The sequence below is a fragment of the Pseudomonas sp. LBUM1658 genome (genome assembly GCF_059716055.1).
The window spans coordinates 1,194,311-1,212,425 of the sequence record NZ_CP166798.1; the positions used below are offsets into that span (position 1 = coordinate 1,194,311).

Genomic DNA, 18,115 nt, shown 5'->3' on the forward strand with positions numbered 1-18,115 from the left:
CAGTCAGCAAAAAAGTGTAGAGCCCTATGTTTCAAAGACTGATGGGCGCTTCGTGGGGTTTCACAGCAAAGCCATACAGGGTGGCCGGTTGAAATCTCACCGACGTGGCGGCCCCGCCCGTCGTGGGGACGCTCAGGGTTTCTCCCGGTAGCACATAAGTGCGGGGCAGCATCGCCTTGCCCTTACCGGGCAGCAGGCTCAGGTCCTGGGCCAGGCGCACCACATAGGGGGTGTCGTTGCTCACCTGTAATTGGCCGCCCCGCAACGACCAAGTCAGGTCGGTCCAGGGCGTGGGGTTACGCTTCAGGCCCCTGGGATGAATGATCACCGGCAGGTTCTGACGTACCGTCACGCCGACCCGGGCGTGCCCGGCTTCGGTGGCTGGCCGGCCCTGTGGCATGCCTTCGAAAATTACCCGCTTGAGCCGTTGGGTGCGTAGCGGTTGTGGGCTTTGCAGAATGAAGCGCACCAGTTGCGATTTGGCGGCCTCCACCCGCGCCAGCGGTGGGGTGACGAATAGCAGCGACTCGTCATCTTCCGGAATGTTTTCCAGGGTGACGTGCAGCAGCGCCAGTTGGCTGTCGGTGTTGGTCACGGAAACTGACGCTTCGCCGTCGGCTTCGTGAACAATCACCACGGAGGTGTCCGGAACCATTCCGTCGGCCAGTACGTGAGTGCTGAGCAACAGGCCCAGGGCACTGAGGCAGACAGCGATTGTTAAACGTTTCGTCGTCATGACGGATGTTTTCCAGTGGGATGAGATGAGTCCATCGCCAGGGTCAGAGGTAGCGCAAATCCAGGACGATGGAGCCGTCGAGGGGTACTTCCTGGTCCAGGGTCAGGTACTGCGAAAAATTGATGGCGGTGTCGACGCGAAGCTGGGTGGTCAACTGGCTGATGAAGTCCGGCTGACGGTCGCCCGGCAGCGCAAAGCCCATGTAGTACTTGGGGTAGGCATTGGCGTCCGGGCCCCAGGTTTCGCCGTTGTTGCTCGACGCCAGTACTTGCATTGGCTGTGCGTCGCCGACCGGGTTGCGGTAGGACAGCGCCACGGAACCGAGGCGTTCGGCGGGTACGTGGATGTTTCTCCCCAGGCCGTAGAAATAGTCGGGAGCCAACGAGGAGTCCGCCCGGTTGTCGATGCCCACCAATGCAAACAACATCGGGCTGTTGCAGTGGACCCTCAGCTCCAGCGAGCGGCTGGGCAGTACGGTGAATTCGTCCGGGTTCAGGCTGCGGGCGGGAATTTTGCCGTGATCCACGGTGCCCTCGTCAGACAGCTCGATGCTGCAGGCATGAGGTGTCAGCCGTCCGGTGACGGTGATGTCGACCGCCGAGGCGGCAAAGGCCCAAGGCAGGTTCGTCAGGCAAAACAACGCTGTTAAAAAACGAGTGAACAACTTCATCGGTGGGGGCCACTGGCAGAGGTGAATACGACCGATACGAAAAATCCCATGCCTGGCAGGACGCAAGGCATGGGCGGTCATGGTTTTACAGGTACTTCACTTCGAAGGTGGCCGATCCGTCGAGGGTTACCTCGTTGCTCAGGTCAAGGCCATCGGTGCGGGCGATTGAGCTTGATACAACCAGGTCTACGGTCAGGTCCTTGACTGCCAGGGGTTGGCTGTCGTCGTCCATGGCGGCCACCGACATGTACAGGCCGGCGTCCCAGAATTTTTCGCGGTACCACGTGGTGCCACTGTCTTCGGAAGCAATGGGCTGCACGGCGATGCTGTCGGCCACCGGGTTGCTCAACATCACACTAAACCACCCCAGCCTCTTGCCGTTGTTCATACCCAGGCTGTAGGCACTACCTGTACTTGCGTCACGGTTATCAATCGAGTGCAGCGCAAACGGGATCGCCGCGTCGCAGCTCACGGTCATGGTCAGGGTGTGGGAGCCGATATGGGTTGGATTGTTCGGCAACAGGTCCTTGGCGGAAATCTTGCCATGGTCGATGACGCCGCCATTGGACAAATTGGGAGTGCAGGCGCTGGGGGTGATCAGGCCCTTGACCGTCAGGTCGACGGTCGAGGCAGCGAAGGCAGTAGGGGAACTGATCAGCAGCAGGCTGACGGCGAGGGCAGAAAGGGTCTTGTTCACGGTGGGTCAAACTCCGTTCAGGGATGGGTTAGAGGTAAGTCAGTTGCAGGGTGACGTGGCCGTCGATGGGAACTTCGTCGGTCAGGGTCAGGCCATCGGTGCGGGCGATCATGGTGCGCACGTTGATACCCGCATCGAAGTCTTTCACCGCAATGGGCCGGCTGGTGTCGTCCGCCGAGGCGATAGCGGTCAGTGCGGCGTGTCCCAGGTAGGAGGCGGGGGTCCAGCTGGCGCCGCCATTGGTCGACATGATGGTGCGCACGGCCACCGAATCCGCCACCGGGCTGGTCAGCGAGAAGGCCGCGCTGCCCAGCTTTTCGGTCTCGTTGATCACGCCCAGGCCATGCAGGCTGTTATGCAGCGCCGACGAGCCGGCGCGGTTGTCGATCATGTTGAAGGTGAACAGGGTCGGCCCTTCGCAGCGCACGCTCAGTAACAAGGGCTGGATGGGCAATGGCGTATGTGCATCCGCCGAGAGGTCCCTGGCCGTCAGCTTGCCGTGGTCGACGACCCCCCCATTGGAAATCATCGTGTCGCAGGCATTGGGCGTGATCGAACCCTTGACGGTCAGATCCACATTGCTGGCGGCGAAGGCAGGTGAGGCAGCGGCAAGCAACAGGGCGGTGCTCAACAGGGCTAGGGACTTGATCATTTCAGATTGTTCCAATGCAAGGCTGGCTAATAAATGCGTGCCATGGCAATGCAGTACCTCGACGATTGACGGATGACGAGGCGGATTGTCATGGCTGTGCGGGGCTGTCGCGGGCGGCGAGTCCATACCCTCTGACGGGGTGAGGGCCAATTTATCGGCTGGCAAACGCAGAGGAAATACAACAAATACGACATTGGGCCGGCCCCCCGGTCCCCACCGATGGTTTGTCGGAATTTCAATGTTTCTGTGTGGGAAGTTTTGGATTTTCGTAGTTGTTGTATCGCCAACAAGAATGCAGGTGATTATTTTTTGAGGGGGTTGGCTGTCATAAATCATTCAAGAAGATAAGTCACTGTGCCTCTCTTAATTGCTCCAGTCCCCCTCCAAGTGATGTTCAGATGATCGCTGGTGAGTCGAGCGGCCTTGACGATTTCACTGCCACAAGCGAGGTGACCATGCAGCCGGGCATTCCTTCAGGCACAGGTCCCGGGCAGGCTTCGTCGCGGCCGCCATTCCAGATAACGGGTTGGCAACAGTTGAGGGTGCTGGTGGTCGAAGATCACCCGGCTTATCGAATCCTGCTGGGCTGGCTCGTGCAAAAGCTCGGGCCAGGCTGCGAAGTGTTCGGCGACGGGCAGGCGGCGCTGACGGCCATGTCCCTCAGGCATTTTGACCTGGTGCTCAGTGACTGCCAGATGCCGGTCATGGATGGCTACGCCATGACCCGCGAAATACGCCGTCGGGAAAGCGCCGCGCAGGATGGGCGTGTGCCGATCATTGCCCTGAGCGCGAGCCTGGGGCCGGCTGAAATACAGCGCTGCATCGAGGCCGGCATGGATGACTGGCGGGTCAAACCACTGACGTTCGAGCAACTACATGAAGTGCTGGAGTCCTGGTTACCTAACGCCGAGGCTGCTGCGCACGACACCCGTCGCCGATCGACTGCATCCTGGCCAACCCGTGCCAGCCTCATCGAAACCTTCGGTTGCGGGGAAGTGGTGCAACGTCTGTTGTTCAGTTTGGTACATGAAGCGCAGAAGGATCTGGCAGCCCTGGCTCAGACACAGATCAGCCAGGATGCAGAGGGTGCCACGCAGCATCTGCATCGGTTGGTGGGCAGCGTTGCGTTTCTGGGGGATGCGCGCCTGGAATACCGTGGCAGGCAATTGATCGCTGCCGTGGCCCGGGAAGGCGTGGCAGCCAATAGTCAGTCCTTGAGGTGGCTGCGCCAGGAGGTGTGCCGATACCTGACGCACCTGAAGGCGCTCTGAGACCTTCATGGCCGCGCTATGGGTGCGCACTACGGGTTGAAGTAGGAGTTTGTCTATCTGTAATGCTGGCTATTGTTGTAGGTATTATCTGGTTGTTTTGTGGGGCTGAGGCCGAGCGCCTTTAAATGCTGGGCGAAGCGTGGAGCAAGCCATTATTGGCGGTTGTTGCGGAACGTTTGCGGGGGTATTTTCCCCGAGTTCAAATTGCCCTCATGAGTGGTTTTCCATGCTCCGTGTAATTATTGCTGACGATCACCCCATCGTGCGTATCGGGCAACGGGTAGTTATCGAAGCGAACGGCTGGTGCAAGGTGGTAGGGGAGGCCGATGGCCCGGATCAACTGCTGACCCTGATCGACAGTACCCCCTGCGATGTGTTGGTGACTGACTTCGTCATGCCGGGCAACCAGCAGGCTGACGGTTACGATCTGCTGAGCCTGGTGAGGCGCAAATACCCGGCGTTGCCGGTGATTCTGGTGACCATGTTTGCCAACGTCGCCACGCTGCGGGCCTCCTTCGCCCATGGCGCCAAGGCCATCGTGGCCAAAAGCGCCTCGGCCAGGGAACTGCCGCAGGCGATCAAGGCCGTAAGCGAGGGCCAGACCTTTGTCAGCGAGTGCCTGCGGGTGCAACTGGTGCAAGCCGGTAATGGCGATCAGCACTCAGTACCGCAGCTGTCCGGCAAGGAGCGCGAAGTGGTCAGGATGCTCGCCAGCGGCATGACCGTCAGCCAGATTGCGGCGCGGGTCAACCGCAGCATCTCCACCATCAGCAAGCAAAAAAGCACGGCCATGCAACGTTTGTGCATCTCCACTGATGTGGATTTGTTCGCCTATGCCCGTAGCAGCGGCATGGTCCCCTAGCACTCGAGGCGCGCACTCGGTATTTGCTCCGCGAATGCCGGTAGCCTTGATGGCGCGGGCGGATTATCGTGCGGCTATATTTTCGGTTTAACGGAGCCTGGCCATGAGTGATGCCCATAACGCATTGATCACTGAGTTCTATAAAGCTTTCCAGCGGCTGGACGCCGAGGCCATGAGCGCCTGTTACACCGAGGATGTGGTGTTCAGTGATCCGGCGTTTGGCGAGTTGCGCGGCCGCGATGCCAGCGACATGTGGCGCATGCTGACCACTCGGGCGAAAAACTTCACCCTTAGCTTCGACAACGTGCGCAGTGACGAGCGCACCGGCAGTGCCCATTGGGTGGCGACCTACCTGTTCAGCCAGACCGGCAACATCGTGGTCAACGATATCCAGGCACGCTTCGTTTTCCGCGACGGCAAGATCTGCGAGCACCATGACCGCTTCGATTTGTGGCGCTGGTCGCGGCAGGCGCTGGGTACCAAAGGCTTGTTGCTGGGCTGGACGCCACTGGTGAGAAATGCCGTCCGGGCACAGGCGTTGAAAGGTTTGAGGGCGTTCCAGACCAGTCGTTAAGGACCAGCCTCTGCTAAGATCGCCGCTGGTTTTCCGCACTGCAAGATCGTCACGTGAACAGCAGCCTCCCCACCTCAGTCAGCAGCATCGAAGCCCCAACTCCGGTCAGCAAACCGTGGTTCGTCTATCTGGTGCGCGCGGCTAATGGTTCACTCTATTGCGGGATCAGCGATGATCCGGTGCGCCGTTTCGCCACCCATCAGAGCGGCAAGGGCGCGCGCTTCTTCCTGTCCAGCCCTGCGGTGGCCCTGGTCTACACAGAAATGTGCCGCGACAAGAGTGAAGCCCTGCGTCAGGAACGCCTGATCAAAAAACTCAAGAAAAGCGCCAAGGAATGTTTGGTGGCCAGTGGCTCGGTCGGCGCCTCAAGCTGACTTCAAGTCTTCCATCTTTAAAGGGTTTTTCAGATTTCTTCAGGGTGCCCGTTGAGTTTTTCATGCACGGTATTGTTTAGATTGTGATGGTGGGCCTGCCACTGGCATGTCTTTACCTCATCAATCTGCCTGATAAGTACCCATCAGGCAGATGGGTAGGCTGCTTACCTTTTGCGCGTTAAGCTGGTTGTTCCTATTCAGCCGGCGGACTGCAGCATGTCAGAGTTGATTCTTCACCATTACCCCACCTCGCTTTTTGCGGAAAAAGCCCGTCTTTTGCTGGGTTTCAAGGGGCTGTCCTGGCGCTCGGTGAACATCCCACCGGTGATGCCCAAGCCGGATCTGACGGCGTTGACCGGCGGTTATCGCAAGACTCCGGTGCTGCAGGTCGGCGCCGACATCTACTGCGATACCGCGCTGATCGCCCGTCGCCTCGAACAGGAAAAATCCTCTCCTGCGCTGTTTCCGGAAGGTAAGGAACTGGTGGTTGCGGCTTTTGCTGCCTGGGCTGATTCGGTGGTGTTCCAGCATGCGGTGAGCCTGGTGTTCCAGCCGGAATCCATCGCCGTACGTTTCGCCAAAATGGCACCCGAAGCCGTTGAATATTTTGTCGCTGACCGTACAGGTTTGTTCGCTGGCGGCAGTGCCACGCGTTTGTCGGCAGAGCAGGCCAAGCATCAATGGCCGACGATCATGGGGCGGCTTGAGCAGCAACTGCAGCGAGAGGAGGGGGACTTCCTGTTCGGTGAACCGTCGATTGCCGACTTCGCCCTGGCGCACAGCTTGTGGTTTCTCAAGGCGACATCGGTGACTGCACCTTTTGTCGACACTTACCCGGCGGTCTCCTCGTGGCTGGCTCGGGTCTTGAGCTTCGGTCATGGTGCCTCAAACGAAATGAGTTCGAGCGAAGCCCTGGAGATTGCCCGCCAGACCGAGCCGGCAGTCTTGCCCGACGAGGTTTTCCAGGATCCGAAGGGCTTCAAGGCCGGTCAGCAGGTAGTGATTGCCGCGACGGACTATGGCGTCGATCCGGTTGCTGGCGAGTTGCTGTTTGCCGGCAGCGAAGAGCTGATCCTGCGCCGTGAGGATGAGCGTGGCGGGGTGGTGCATGTGCACTTTCCGCGGTTTGGCTTTCGGATTGAAGCTCTTTAGGGCGCTCACAAATCCAACTCGTAGGAGCTGCCGAAGGCTGCGATCTTTTGATCTTCGCGTCCGTTCGAAAAACCCGCAATCCGCTGAAAGATCGCAGCCTGCGGCAGCTCCTACAGGGTGTTGCGTACGCCCGGTCTGGTGCGGCGGCTCTTACTTCAATGCTGCCAGTATTGCCTCAGGGCTATAACCCCGAATCAACGTGCCGTTGACATCCAGTAGCGGAATCCCCCGTCCACCCAGGGCCTCGTAGGCCTTGCGTGCCTCGGCATTCTTCTCGATGTCGAACTCGTTGTACGGGATGCCTTGCTGCTCGAGAAAACGCCGGGTCAGCTTGCAGTAGCCACACCAGTCAGTGGCATAGAGCACGACTCTGGCGTTGGCCTGGGTCTGCTCGGACACCAGCGCCTGCGGGTTGAACAGCCGCTCGATCTTGCCCCAGTTCTGGTAAACCACAACCACCAGCAGGATCAGCAGGAATTTCTTCAGCATCCCGTTAAACATTAATTGCGACGCTTGAGCTGGTCGGTCAGTTGGGTCGGCAGGCCCTTGATGATCAGCGTGCCGGCTTCTTCGTCGTATTCGATCTTCGAACCCAGCAGATGCGCTTCGAAGCTGATGGACAAACCCTCGGCGCGGCCGGTGAAGCGGCGGAACTGGTTGAGGGTGCGTTTATCCGCCGGGATCTCCGGCGACAGGCCGTAGTCCTTGTTGCGGATGTGATCGTAGAAGGCTTTCGGACGCTCTTCGTCGATCAGCTCGGACAGCTCCTCCAGCCCCATTGGCTCGCCCATTTTCGCCTGACTGCTGGCGTAATCCACCAGGGTCTTGGTCTTTTCCCGGGCGGACTCTTCCGGCAGGTCTTCGCTTTCGACGAAGTCGCTGAAGGCCTTGAGCAGTGTGCGGGTTTCGCCCGGGCCGTCGACGCCTTCCTGGCAGCCGATGAAGTCGCGGAAGTACTCCGAGACTTTCTTGCCGTTCTTGCCTTTGATGAACGAGATGTACTGCTTGGATTGCTTGTTGTTCTGCCACTCGGAGAGGTTGATGCGCGCCGCCAGGTGCAACTGGCCCAGATCGAGGTGGCGCGATGGCGTCACGTCCAGCTCGGCGTTCACCGCCACACCTTCGCTGTGGTGCAGCAGGGCGATGGCCAGGTAGTCGGTCATGCCTTGCTGATAGTGGGCGAACAACACGTGACCACCCACCGAGAGGTTGGACTCTTCCATCAGTTTTTGCAGGTGTTCGACCGCGACACGGCTGAAGGCAGTGAAATCCTTGCCGCCGTCGAGATATTCCTTCAGCCAGCCGCTGAAAGGGTGCGCCCCGGATTCCCCATGGAACAAGCCCCAGGCCTTGCCTTGCTTGGCGTTGTAGCTCTCGTTGAGGTCGGCAAGCATGTGCTCGATGGCCTGGGACTGCGCCAGTTCGGAGTCGCGAGCGTGGAGAACTGCAGGGGTACCGTCGGGTTTTTTGTCGATCAGGTGGACGATGCAATGACGGATCGGCATGGGCTTCTCGGCTGGTTGAATGGGGAGGGTGGAGCGCCCCGAAAAAGCGGCCAGTGTACCGCACCTGCTGGTTTTGGCGCTGTCCGACCAGTGTTTTGAGCTTGTCTGAGCGCTGTTATGCAAAATTTTACGGTTTTAGTGCGATAAAGCTGAGCAAATGGGTAGGTAGAGGCGGATATTTCCCCGTCTCTGTGCTAGTTTTGCCCGGTCTTGCGCTCAGTAATGGCGTTAAGCGTGCATTCAGCATTTGTCAGGTCGAACCAAACCCTGAATTTGTTATCTACATCCCCGATTCGTCGCGGTTTGTAATCGGGTGCCAGGTCCAGGCGACCTGGCTCGATGGCTGACACTGCACTCTGCAATCCAAATGAATTTGATAGGGAAGGAACACCACCATGGCTATGACTAAAGACCAACTGATCGCTGATATCGCTGAAGCCATCGACGCGCCGAAAACCACCGCGCGTAACGCTCTGGACCAACTGGGCCAAATCGTTGCTGATCAATTGGAAAATGGCGGCGAAATCACTCTGCCAGGTATCGGTAAACTGAAAGTGACCGAGCGTCCTGCCCGTACTGGCCGTAACCCATCGACTGGCGCTGCCATCGAAATCGCTGCCAAGAAAGTTATCAAGCTGGTCGTGGCTAAAGGCCTGACTGATGCTGTTAACAAGTAAGAAACAGTAAAAAAAACCGTGCTCCGGAGCGATCCGGGCACGGTTTTTTGTTGCCTGGGCTTTACCCAGGCGTCACCTATTCAGTCCTTGCGAGCCCAGCGCTGGCGCCAGGCCTGTTGCTCGGTTTTGGTCTGGAAAGTCCAGGCGACGAAGCGGCTCTGCTTCTGACCCTGGGACATCTCCACCACCTGGCTCTCCATTACGCCGGCCTTTTTCAGCGCCGTCTGGATCGCCGGCAGGTTAGAGGCTTTCGACACCAGGGTGCTGAACCACAGCACTTTTTGCTGAAAATGCGCGCTCTCGGCGATCAGTTGCGTCACAAACCGTGCTTCGCCGCCTTCACACCACAGCTCTGCCGATTGACCGCCGAAATTCAGCACCGGCAGTTTGCGTTTCGGGTCGGCACGGCCCAGGGCGCGCCATTTGCGCTCGCTGCCACGGGTGGCCTCGTCCATGGACGCATGGAAGGGCGGGTTGCACATGGTCAGGTCAAACCGCTCGCCGGGTTCAAGCAAGCCCAGCAGGATCTGCTTGGGGTTGGTTTGCAGGCGCAAGTTGATGGCTTTGTTCAGACCGTTGGACTGGATAATGGCTTTTGCCGCGGCGATGGCCTTGGGGTCGACTTCCGAACCGAGGAACTGCCAGCGATAGTCGCTATGACCGATCAGCGGATACACACAGTTGGCGCCCATGCCGATGTCCAGCACCTTCACCGCAGCCCCACGAGGGATCACGCCTTCATTGCCGCTGGCCAGCAAGTCGGCCAGGAAGTGCACGTAGTCGGCCCGGCCTGGAACCGGAGGGCACAGGTAGTCGGCGGGGATATCCCAATGGGCGATGCCATAAAACGATTTGAGCAAAGCCCGGTTGAACACCCGAACCGCGTCCGGGCTGGCAAAGTCGATACTTTCCTTGCCGTAAGGATTGAGGATCACGAACTGCGCCAATTCCGGCGTGGTTTTGATCAGCGCCGGGAAGTCGTAACGGCCCTGGTGGCGATTGCGTGGGTGCAGGGTGGCCTTCTCGCGAGGCACGGCGGCCTTGGCGGGAGTCGCTGACAGGGGCTTTTTGTGTGGTGTTCTGGGGGTGGTCATGGGCGAAGTCGATTCGGGGCTGGCTCAAAGTGACGGGTATTGTCCCACATCTATCGTCTGCTGCGAGATCGCCAAGATCGCAGGCTTCGCCAATCGCACCCCTGGGCTGTAAGCAACCCCCCTGTAGGAGCGAGCTTGCTCGCGATGGACTTGAAACTGACGCGTTTCGTCAGGTTGTACGCGTAAACGTTAACGACCATCGCGAGCAAGCTCGCTCCTACAAAAAGCAGGTCGTGCCGATTTTACTGACAAAAAAAGGGAGCCACATGGGCCTCCCTTTTTCATTGCGATCTGCGGTTACAAACTGGCAATCCGCGCATGCTGCTCGGCCAGCTTGCCCAGAGCCTGTTCGGCTTCGGCCAGTTTGGCGCGTTCCTTGTCGATGACTTCGGCCGGGGCCTTGTCGACGAAGGCGGCATTGGACAGCTTGCCGCCGACCCGCTGCACTTCGCCTTGCAGACGCTGGATTTCCTTGTCCAGGCGCGCCAGTTCCGCGGCCTTGTCGATCAAGCCGGCCATTGGCACCAGCACTTCCATCTCGCCGACCAGAGCGGTAGCGGACAGCGGTGCTTCGGCGCCAGGGGCGAGAATGGTGATCGACTCGAGCTTGGCCAGTTTCTTGAGCAGGGCATCGTTCTCGGTGAGGCGACGCTGATCTTCGGCACTGACGTTTTTCAGGAACAGAGTCAGTGGCTTGCCCGGGCCGATGTTCATTTCGCCACGAATGTTGCGAGTGCCAAGCATCAGGCTCTTGAGCCATTCGATGTCGTCTTCGGCTGCCGGATCAATGCGTTCTTCGTTGGCCACTGGCCACGGTTGCAGCATGATCGTCTTGCCTTCAACGCCGGCCAGCGGCGCCAGGCGCTGCCAGATTTCTTCGGTGATGAACGGCATGAACGGGTGCGCCAGACGCAGAGCGACTTCCAGCACCCGAACCAGGGTGCGACGGGTGCCGCGCTGACGTTCCACCGGTGCGTTGTCGTCCCAGAGCACAGGCTTGGAGAGTTCCAGGTACCAGTCGCAATACTGGTTCCAGATGAACTCGTACAAGGCTTGCGCGGCCAGGTCGAAACGGAACTGGTCGAGTTGGCGGGTCACTTCGGCTTCGGTGCGTTGCAGCTGCGAGATGATCCAGCGATCGGCCAGGGACAGCTCGAAGGCTTCGCCGTTCTGGCCGCAGTCCTCGCCCTTATCCAGCACGTAGCGCGCGGCATTCCAGATCTTGTTGCAGAAGTTGCGATAACCTTCGACGCGGCCCATGTCGAACTTGATGTCGCGACCGGTGGAAGCCAGCGAGCAGAAGGTGAAGCGCAGGGCGTCGGTACCGTAGCTGGCGATGCCCTCGGCGAACTCGTCGCGGGTCTGCTTCTCGATCTTCTTCGCCAGTTTTGGCTGCATCAAGCCCTGGGTGCGTTTCTGCACCAGGGTTTCCAGGTCGATGCCATCGATAATATCCAGCGGGTCCAGGACATTGCCCTTGGACTTGGACATCTTCTGGCCTTGACCATCGCGGACCAGACCGTGCACGTAGACGGTCTTGAACGGTACCTGTGGTGTGCCGTCTTCGTTCTTCACCAAATGCATGGTGAGCATGATCATCCGGGCGACCCAGAAGAAAATGATGTCGAAGCCCGTCACCAGCACGTCGGTGGAGTGGAATTTTTTCAGGAACTCGGTTTGCTCCGGCCAGCCCAGGGTGGAGAAAGTCCACAGGCCCGAACTGAACCAGGTGTCGAGTACGTCGTTGTCCTGTTGCAGCGCAATGTCCGGACCAAGGTTGTTCTTGGCGCGCACTTCGGCTTCGTCGCGACCGACATAGACTTTGCCCGACTCGTCGTACCAGGCCGGAATCCGATGGCCCCACCACAGCTGACGGCTGATGCACCAATCCTGGATATCGCGCATCCAGGAGAAGTACATGTTTTCGTACTGCTTGGGCACGAAGGCAATCCGGCCGTCTTCAACGGCGGCAATCGCCGGCTCCGCCAAAGGCTTGGTGGAGACGTACCACTGGTCGGTCAGCCACGGCTCGATGATGGTCCCGGAGCGGTCGCCTTTCGGCACTTTCAGGGCATGATCATCAACGCTCACCAGCAAATCCAGAGCCTGGAGGTCGGCCACGATCTGCTTGCGTGCTTCGAAGCGGTCGAGGCCGGCGTATTTGGCTGGCAGGCTGCCATCGACTTGTTCATTAAGCTTGCCGTCGAGGTTGAACACCTGCGCGGCCGGCAATACAGCGGCATTCTTGTCGAAAATGTTCAGCAGCGGCAGGTTGTGGCGCTTGCCGACTTCATAGTCGTTGAAATCGTGGGCCGGGGTGATTTTCACGCAGCCGGTGCCGAATTCGGGGTCACAGTAATCGTCGGCGATGATCGGGATGCGGCGGCCAACCAGTGGCAGCTCGACAAACTTGCCGATCAGCGCTTTGTAGCGTTCATCTTCCGGGTTCACCGCGACAGCGGCGTCGCCGAGCATGGTTTCCGGACGCGTGGTGGCGACGATCAGGAAATCCAGGCCATCAGCGGTTTTGGCGCCATCGGCCAGCGGGTAACGCAGGTTCCACAGGAAACCTTTTTCGTCGTGGTTTTCCACTTCGAGGTCGGAGATCGCCGTGTGCAGCTTGGTGTCCCAGTTGACCAGACGCTTGCCGCGGTAGATCAGGCCGTCTTCGTGCAGGCGCACAAAGGCTTCTTTAACGGCTTCGGAAAGACCGTCATCCATGGTGAAGCGCTCGCGGCTCCAGTCTACGGACGAGCCAAGGCGGCGGATCTGGCGGCTGATGTTGCCACCGGACTGATCTTTCCATTCCCAGACTTTCTCGAGGAATTTCTCGCGGCCCAGGTCATGGCGGCTATGGCCTTGGGCTTCGAGCTGGCGCTCCACCAGCATTTGCGTGGCGATACCGGCGTGGTCGGTGCCCGGCTGCCACAGGGTGTTGCGACCCTGCATGCGGCGGAAACGGATCAGCGCGTCCATGATCGCGTTGTTGAAGCCATGGCCCATGTGCAGGCTGCCAGTGACGTTCGGCGGCGGAATCATGATGGTGTAGGAATCGCCCGCGCCTTGCGGAGCGAAATAGTTCTCGGACTCCCAGGTGTTGTACCAGGAAGTTTCAATGGCGTGCGGCTGGTAGGTCTTATCCATGCGCGGCGGGACCCTATTGGCATTTATTCAGGAAAAGCCGGCAAGTATAGCGGGGATGTTCCACCGGGCGTAGCCCGAGGTGATGATGGGGGGATGAAATTGCGACTGTTGCCCCTGCGTCCCGTCGCCGCGCCACCCTTACTGTTTCTCAACTGCGGGTGTATCGTATTCGCTTTTTGCAGGCGCAGGCCTGTTGCGGATACGTGAGGTAGTTGAGTCCATGTCCTTTACCCGTCGACAAATACTCGGTGGTCTGGCCGGCCTGGTGGTGGTTGGCGTCGGGGCAGGCGGTGCGTCGCGTTACTGGCTGGGGAAGATGGCCGACGCCGATGCGGGGCACGATTACCAACTGATCGCCGCGCCGCTGGACGTTGAACTGGTCCCCGGGCACAAGACCGAGGCCTGGGCCTTCGGTCCCTCGGCGCCGGGCACCGAGTTGCGAGTGCGCCAAGGCGAGTGGCTGCGGGTGCGTTTCATCAACCATTTGCCGGTGGCGACCACCATTCACTGGCACGGCATCCGCCTGCCGCTGGAGATGGACGGCGTTCCCTATGTCTCGCAGTTGCCGGTGTTGCCCGGTGAATATTTCGACTACAAATTCCGCGTGCCGGACGCCGGCAGCTACTGGTATCACCCTCACGTGAACAGCAGCGAAGAACTGGGTCGCGGGCTGGTCGGACCGCTGATCATCGAAGAGCGCGAACCCACCGGCTTCAAATACGAGCGGACCCTGAGCCTCAAGAGTTGGCATGTCGACGAACAAGGCGCGTACCTGCCCTTCAGCATTCCCCGTGAAGCGGCCCGTGGCGGTACGGCCGGGCGCCTGGCGACCGTCAACGGCGTAGCGCAAGCGGTGATCGACCTGCCGGCCGGGCAGATCACCCGGGTGCGCTTGCTTAATCTGGACAACACCCTGACCTACCGCCTGAACATCCCCGGCGTCGAAGCGCAGATCTACGCGCTGGATGGCAATCCCATCGAACCGCGGCCGCTGGGCAAGGAATACTGGCTGGGCCCTGGCATGCGGATCTGCCTGGCGATCAAGGCGCCGCCGGTCGGTGAGGAGCTGTCGCTGCGCAACGGCCCGGTGCGCCTTGGCACTTTCCGCTCGGTGGCCCACAACGATGCCCCGACCGAGTGGCCACCCGCGCTGCCGGCCAACCCGGTCTCCGAACCGGATATCGCCAACGCCGAGAAACTCAACTTCAACTTCGAGTGGGTTGGCTCGGTCTCGGTGAACGTGGAGAATAGGCCACCGAGCCTGTGGCAGATCAACGGCAAGGCCTGGGACATCACCGACAAAACCTGCGCCGACCGCCCGATCGCCACGCTCAAAAAGGGCAAGAGCTACATTTTCGAATTGAAGAACATGACTCAGTATCAGCATCCGATTCACTTGCATGGCATGAGCTTCAAGGTCATCGCCTCGAACCGCAAGAAGATCACCCCGTACTTCACCGACACCTACCTGCTGGGCAAGAACGAGCGCGCCCGGGTGGCGCTGGTGGCAGATAATCCGGGGGTGTGGATGTTCCATTGCCATGTGATCGACCATATGGAAACCGGCCTGATGGCCGCGATCGAGGTCTCCTGATGCGTCAGATGCGTCCAGCGCAAATCATCGATCGCAGTCGCGACCAGGACTTCATGCGCGAAGCCCTGATCCTCGCGGCCCAAGGCGCCGCTCTGGGCGAAGTGCCAGTGGGCGCGGTATTGGTGCAGGACGGTGAAATCATCGGTCGCGGCTTCAACTGCCCGATCAGCGGCAGCGACCCCAGTGCCCATGCCGAGATGGTCGCGATTCGCGCCGCGGCGCAAGCGGCGAGCAACTATCGCCTGCCGGGCAGCACGCTGTACGTCACCCTTGAGCCGTGCAGCATGTGCGCCGGGTTGATCGTGCATTCGCGAATCGCCCGGGTGGTGTATGGGGCGCTGGAACCCAAGGCCGGGATCGTGCAAAGCCAGGGGCAATTCTTCAGCCAGGGCTTCCTCAACCATCGGGTGCTGTTCGACGGTGGGGTGCTGGCCGAGGAGTGCGGTGCGGTGTTGAGCGAGTTTTTCAAGGCGCGAAGAGCAAAACCAACCCCGTAGGAGCTGACGAGCAGAGCGAGGCTGCGATCTTTTGACCTTGCTTTAGATCCTCATGATCAAAAGATCGCAGCCTCGTTTTACTCGTCAGCTCCTACGAGCCACTATCACCGCGCGCATCGGCGCCGGCAAACCTTCGACGGTTTTGCTGTGGTCATCCGGATCAAGGTAGTCGCTCAGCGACTGAAACTTCATCCACTCAGTGGCACGTTGTTCCTCGACACTGGTGACACTGACATCCACACACCGCACATCGCTGAACCCGGCACGCCGTAACCACAACTCCAGGGCCGGTACCGACGGCAGGAACCAGACGTTGCGCATTTGCGCGTAGCGGTCTTCCGGCACCAGTACCTGGTGCTTGTCGCCTTCCACCACCAGGGTTTCCAGCACCAGTTCGCCGCCCTTGACCAGGCAATCCTTGAGCGCCAGCAAATGCTCGATTGGCGAGCGTCGGTGATAGAACACGCCCATGGAAAACACCGTATCGAAGCCTTCCAGGTTGGCTGGCAAGTCCTCGAAAGGAAACGGCAGATGCCAGGCTGACGGCTCTGACAGATAACGCTGCACCGCCTGGAACTGGCAGAAGAACAGCCAGTTCGGATCGACGCCGATCACGCTGTCGGCACCGGCGCCGAGCATGCGCCACATGTAGTAGCCGTTGCCGCAGCCGACATCGAGGATGCGCTTGCCCTTGAGGTCCAGGTGCGGGGCGACCCGTTCCCATTTCCAGTCCGAGCGCCATTCGGTGTCGACGTGCACACCGAACAGATCGAACGGCCCCTTGCGCCACGGGGACAGGCCCATCAGCGCACTGCGCATCTGCGCGCGGGTTTGCTCGTCGCAGTCGGTGTCGAGCTTCAGGCCGTTAAGCAGATCGATCTCGCTCGGCTGGATCTTGGGCAGGGCATCCAGCGCACTTTGCCAGCGCTCCAGGTCGCCGTGACCTTTTTCCATCTTTGTATCGAGTTGCGCTTGCAGGGTGTTGGCCCATTCGGCCAGCGGGGTACCAGCCAGACGGCGGGCGAGGGGGGACAGATCAATCATGGCAAGGCAATCAACGAGGCAAAGTTAAGACACTGGAACCACGGCACGACTTTCGAGAACCCGGCCGCCAGCAGGCGTTCGCGGTGTTCTTCCAGGCTGTCGGGTTTCATCACGTTTTCGATGGCGCTGCGCTTCTGGGCAATTTCCAGTTCGCTGTAGCCGTTGGCGCGTTTGAAGGCGACATGCAGGTCGGTGAGCAGCGCGTGTTCTTCGGGGTCATTGAAGCGCAATTTCTCTGAGAGAATCAGCGCGCCGCCTGGCAACAGGGACTGGCGAATGCGGCTCAGCAGCGCCAGGCGCTGGTCCGGGGCGATGAATTGCAGGGTGAAGTTCAGCGCCACCACCGAGGCCGGCTGGAATTGCAGTGCGAGGATATCGCCCTCGATCACTTCCACCGGCAGCAACTCCTGGAACATCGAGTCCTGGCCGTTGAGGTATTCGCGGCAACGTTCGACCATCGCCGCCGAGTTATCCACCGCGATCACCCGGCAACCGTCGGTGCGTACGTGACGGCGCAGGGCCTGGGTCACGGCGCCGAGGGACGAACCCAGGTCGTAGAGCACGCTGTTGGGCTGGGCGAACTGCGCCGCCAGCACCCCGAGGTTCTCGACAATGGTCGGATAACCCGGCACCGAACGCTTGATCATGTCCGGGAATACCCGCACCACGTCCTCATTGAAGGCGAAGTCCGGCACCTGAGGCAGGGGCTGGGCGAAAAGGCGATCGGGGTCTTTGCTCACGGCGGTTCCAGCGGCATAGGTGGAAAAGGCTGGCATTTTAGCCAACTTGGCGGGGGGATGCGCGGATTGTCTGATAAACCGCGGCGCCCCTTGTAGGAGCGAGCTTGCTCGCGATGGACTCAAGGGCGACGCGTTTATTCAGAAAACCCGCGTTATCGTTAACGACCATCGCGAGCAAGCTCGCTCCTACAGGGATCAGCGCGGTTTCTGCGCGAACGCCGAGGCCGTAATCCCCCATTGCCCCAACCAGTAACTGAGGATGATCAGGTAGGGCGCGGCTTCGAACGGCATCACAAAACGGCTGATACCTATCACACTGTCGGAGAATACAAACGCCACGGCACCGCCTGCCGCAAGCAACGCCGAGCGCCTGGGGACATCGCTGCCCAGCCGCGCCAGCGCGCGCCAGAGCATGGCGCTGATGGCCAGGCCATAGACAATCACCGGAATCAGCAACGGGCCAAGGCCATGGGCAATCAATACGCCCAGCAACACCGCGCCGACTCCCAGCGCCAACACCAGCGGCAACAGCGCCAGCCGACGGCAGTCACTCAAATAGGCTTTCAGATAGGCCAGGTGCGCAATTAAAAACGCCCCGAGGCCGAACACGAATAAATCGCTCGGCCATGCCAACAACACATCGCCCACCAGGGAAAAAATCAGGCCGAGGCTGATCCAGCGCCGATATTCACTGGGCGGTGCATCGTGCAGCCAGCCAAGCAATGCCAGCACCGGCATGGATTTGACCACCAGGCACAGCAAGCTGGCGTGAACACTCAACCCATAGATGAACGTCACCGCGCCCATCAGCGCCAGGATCAGCCAACCCACG

19 protein-coding genes are annotated in these 18,115 nt (G+C 60.0%); 8 read left to right on the top strand and 11 right to left on the bottom strand.

The window, feature by feature from the left end:
- Positions 1-31 precede the first annotated feature (31 nt).
- The 4 genes from ACA064_RS05455 to ACA064_RS05470 form a co-directional block, all read right to left on the bottom strand.
- Positions 32-736: a fimbria/pilus chaperone family protein gene (locus ACA064_RS05455; protein ID WP_497672468.1), complete on the bottom strand. Its 705-nt coding sequence runs from the start codon at positions 734-736 to the stop codon at positions 32-34.
- A gap of 43 nt (positions 737-779) precedes the next feature.
- A complete protein-coding gene (locus tag ACA064_RS05460) occupies positions 780-1,406 on the bottom strand; it encodes a DUF1120 domain-containing protein (protein WP_497672469.1) in 627 nt (208 codons plus the stop codon).
- An 85-nt stretch (positions 1,407-1,491) separates the two neighbouring features.
- Complete coding sequence (locus ACA064_RS05465) at positions 1,492-2,103, bottom strand: DUF1120 domain-containing protein (protein ID WP_497672470.1); 612 nt, start codon at positions 2,101-2,103, stop codon at positions 1,492-1,494.
- A gap of 28 nt (positions 2,104-2,131) precedes the next feature.
- Positions 2,132-2,755, bottom strand: a complete 624-nt coding sequence (locus ACA064_RS05470) for a DUF1120 domain-containing protein (protein ID WP_497672471.1) — start codon at positions 2,753-2,755, stop codon at positions 2,132-2,134.
- A 398-nt stretch (positions 2,756-3,153) separates the two neighbouring features.
- On the opposite strand from ACA064_RS05470, the gene ACA064_RS05475 reads away from it, so the two are divergent.
- The 5 genes from ACA064_RS05475 to ACA064_RS05495 all read left to right on the top strand — a co-directional run bounded on the left by ACA064_RS05475 (position 3,154) and on the right by ACA064_RS05495 (position 6,988).
- Entirely contained in the window at positions 3,154-4,026 is an 873-nt protein-coding gene (locus ACA064_RS05475) for a response regulator (RefSeq protein WP_497672472.1), read from the top strand.
- 226 nt (positions 4,027-4,252) lie between these two features.
- Positions 4,253-4,888, top strand: coding sequence for a response regulator (locus ACA064_RS05480; protein WP_497672473.1), 636 nt, complete (start codon positions 4,253-4,255; stop codon positions 4,886-4,888).
- Between the two features lie 103 nt (positions 4,889-4,991).
- Complete coding sequence (locus ACA064_RS05485; RefSeq protein WP_497672474.1) at positions 4,992-5,462, top strand: nuclear transport factor 2 family protein; 471 nt, start codon at positions 4,992-4,994, stop codon at positions 5,460-5,462.
- 53 nt (positions 5,463-5,515) lie between these two features.
- Positions 5,516-5,836: a GIY-YIG nuclease family protein gene (locus ACA064_RS05490; protein ID WP_497672475.1), complete on the top strand. Its 321-nt coding sequence runs from the start codon at positions 5,516-5,518 to the stop codon at positions 5,834-5,836.
- 216 nt (positions 5,837-6,052) lie between these two features.
- Positions 6,053-6,988: a glutathione S-transferase family protein gene (locus tag ACA064_RS05495; RefSeq protein WP_497672476.1), complete on the top strand. Its 936-nt coding sequence runs from the start codon at positions 6,053-6,055 to the stop codon at positions 6,986-6,988.
- Positions 6,989-7,138: 150 nt separating this feature from the next.
- Here the strand turns inward: ACA064_RS05495 and ACA064_RS05500 are convergent, their stop codons facing one another.
- Together ACA064_RS05500 and yejK are read right to left on the bottom strand one after the other, a co-directional pair.
- On the bottom strand, positions 7,139-7,489 hold the full coding sequence (locus ACA064_RS05500) for a glutaredoxin family protein (protein WP_497672477.1): 351 nt from the start codon (positions 7,487-7,489) through the stop codon (positions 7,139-7,141).
- Complete coding sequence (yejK, locus tag ACA064_RS05505; RefSeq protein WP_497672478.1) at positions 7,489-8,493, bottom strand: nucleoid-associated protein YejK; 1,005 nt, start codon at positions 8,491-8,493, stop codon at positions 7,489-7,491. The genes ACA064_RS05500 and yejK overlap by 1 nt, the downstream gene beginning before the upstream one ends.
- Positions 8,494-8,888: 395 nt before the next feature.
- On the opposite strand from yejK, the gene ACA064_RS05510 reads away from it, so the two are divergent.
- Positions 8,889-9,170 (top strand): HU family DNA-binding protein, encoded by a 282-nt coding sequence (locus ACA064_RS05510; protein WP_150640524.1) that lies wholly within the window; start codon positions 8,889-8,891, stop codon positions 9,168-9,170.
- 80 nt (positions 9,171-9,250) lie between these two features.
- On the opposite strand, the gene rlmF is transcribed toward ACA064_RS05510, so the two are convergent.
- A complete protein-coding gene (gene rlmF, locus ACA064_RS05515; protein WP_497672479.1) occupies positions 9,251-10,264 on the bottom strand; it encodes a 23S rRNA (adenine(1618)-N(6))-methyltransferase RlmF in 1,014 nt (337 codons plus the stop codon).
- Positions 10,265-10,561: 297 nt separating this feature from the next.
- Positions 10,562-13,408, bottom strand: coding sequence for a valine--tRNA ligase (locus ACA064_RS05520; RefSeq protein ID WP_497672480.1), 2,847 nt, complete (start codon positions 13,406-13,408; stop codon positions 10,562-10,564).
- Between the two features lie 220 nt (positions 13,409-13,628).
- On the opposite strand from ACA064_RS05520, the gene ACA064_RS05525 reads away from it, so the two are divergent.
- Both ACA064_RS05525 and tadA read left to right on the top strand, forming a co-directional pair.
- Positions 13,629-15,002 carry a multicopper oxidase family protein gene (locus ACA064_RS05525; protein WP_497672481.1) on the top strand — a complete coding sequence of 458 codons (1,374 nt, stop codon included), beginning with the start codon at positions 13,629-13,631 and terminating at the stop codon, positions 15,000-15,002.
- Positions 15,002-15,499: a tRNA adenosine(34) deaminase TadA gene (gene tadA, locus ACA064_RS05530; protein WP_497672482.1), complete on the top strand. Its 498-nt coding sequence runs from the start codon at positions 15,002-15,004 to the stop codon at positions 15,497-15,499. The genes ACA064_RS05525 and tadA overlap by 1 nt, the downstream gene beginning before the upstream one ends.
- A gap of 84 nt (positions 15,500-15,583) precedes the next feature.
- Here the strand turns inward: tadA and cmoB are convergent, their stop codons facing one another.
- From cmoB to ACA064_RS05545, 3 genes are all read right to left on the bottom strand, one after another.
- Positions 15,584-16,543 (bottom strand): tRNA 5-methoxyuridine(34)/uridine 5-oxyacetic acid(34) synthase CmoB, encoded by a 960-nt coding sequence (gene cmoB, locus ACA064_RS05535; RefSeq protein ID WP_497672483.1) that lies wholly within the window; start codon positions 16,541-16,543, stop codon positions 15,584-15,586.
- Entirely contained in the window at positions 16,540-17,319 is a 780-nt protein-coding gene (cmoA, locus tag ACA064_RS05540; RefSeq protein WP_497672484.1) for a carboxy-S-adenosyl-L-methionine synthase CmoA, read from the bottom strand. The genes cmoB and cmoA overlap by 4 nt, the downstream gene beginning before the upstream one ends.
- A 159-nt stretch (positions 17,320-17,478) precedes the next feature.
- On the bottom strand, positions 17,479-18,114 hold the full coding sequence (locus ACA064_RS05545) for a lysoplasmalogenase (RefSeq protein ID WP_497672485.1): 636 nt from the start codon (positions 18,112-18,114) through the stop codon (positions 17,479-17,481).
- Between the last annotated feature and the right edge of the window lies 1 nt (position 18,115).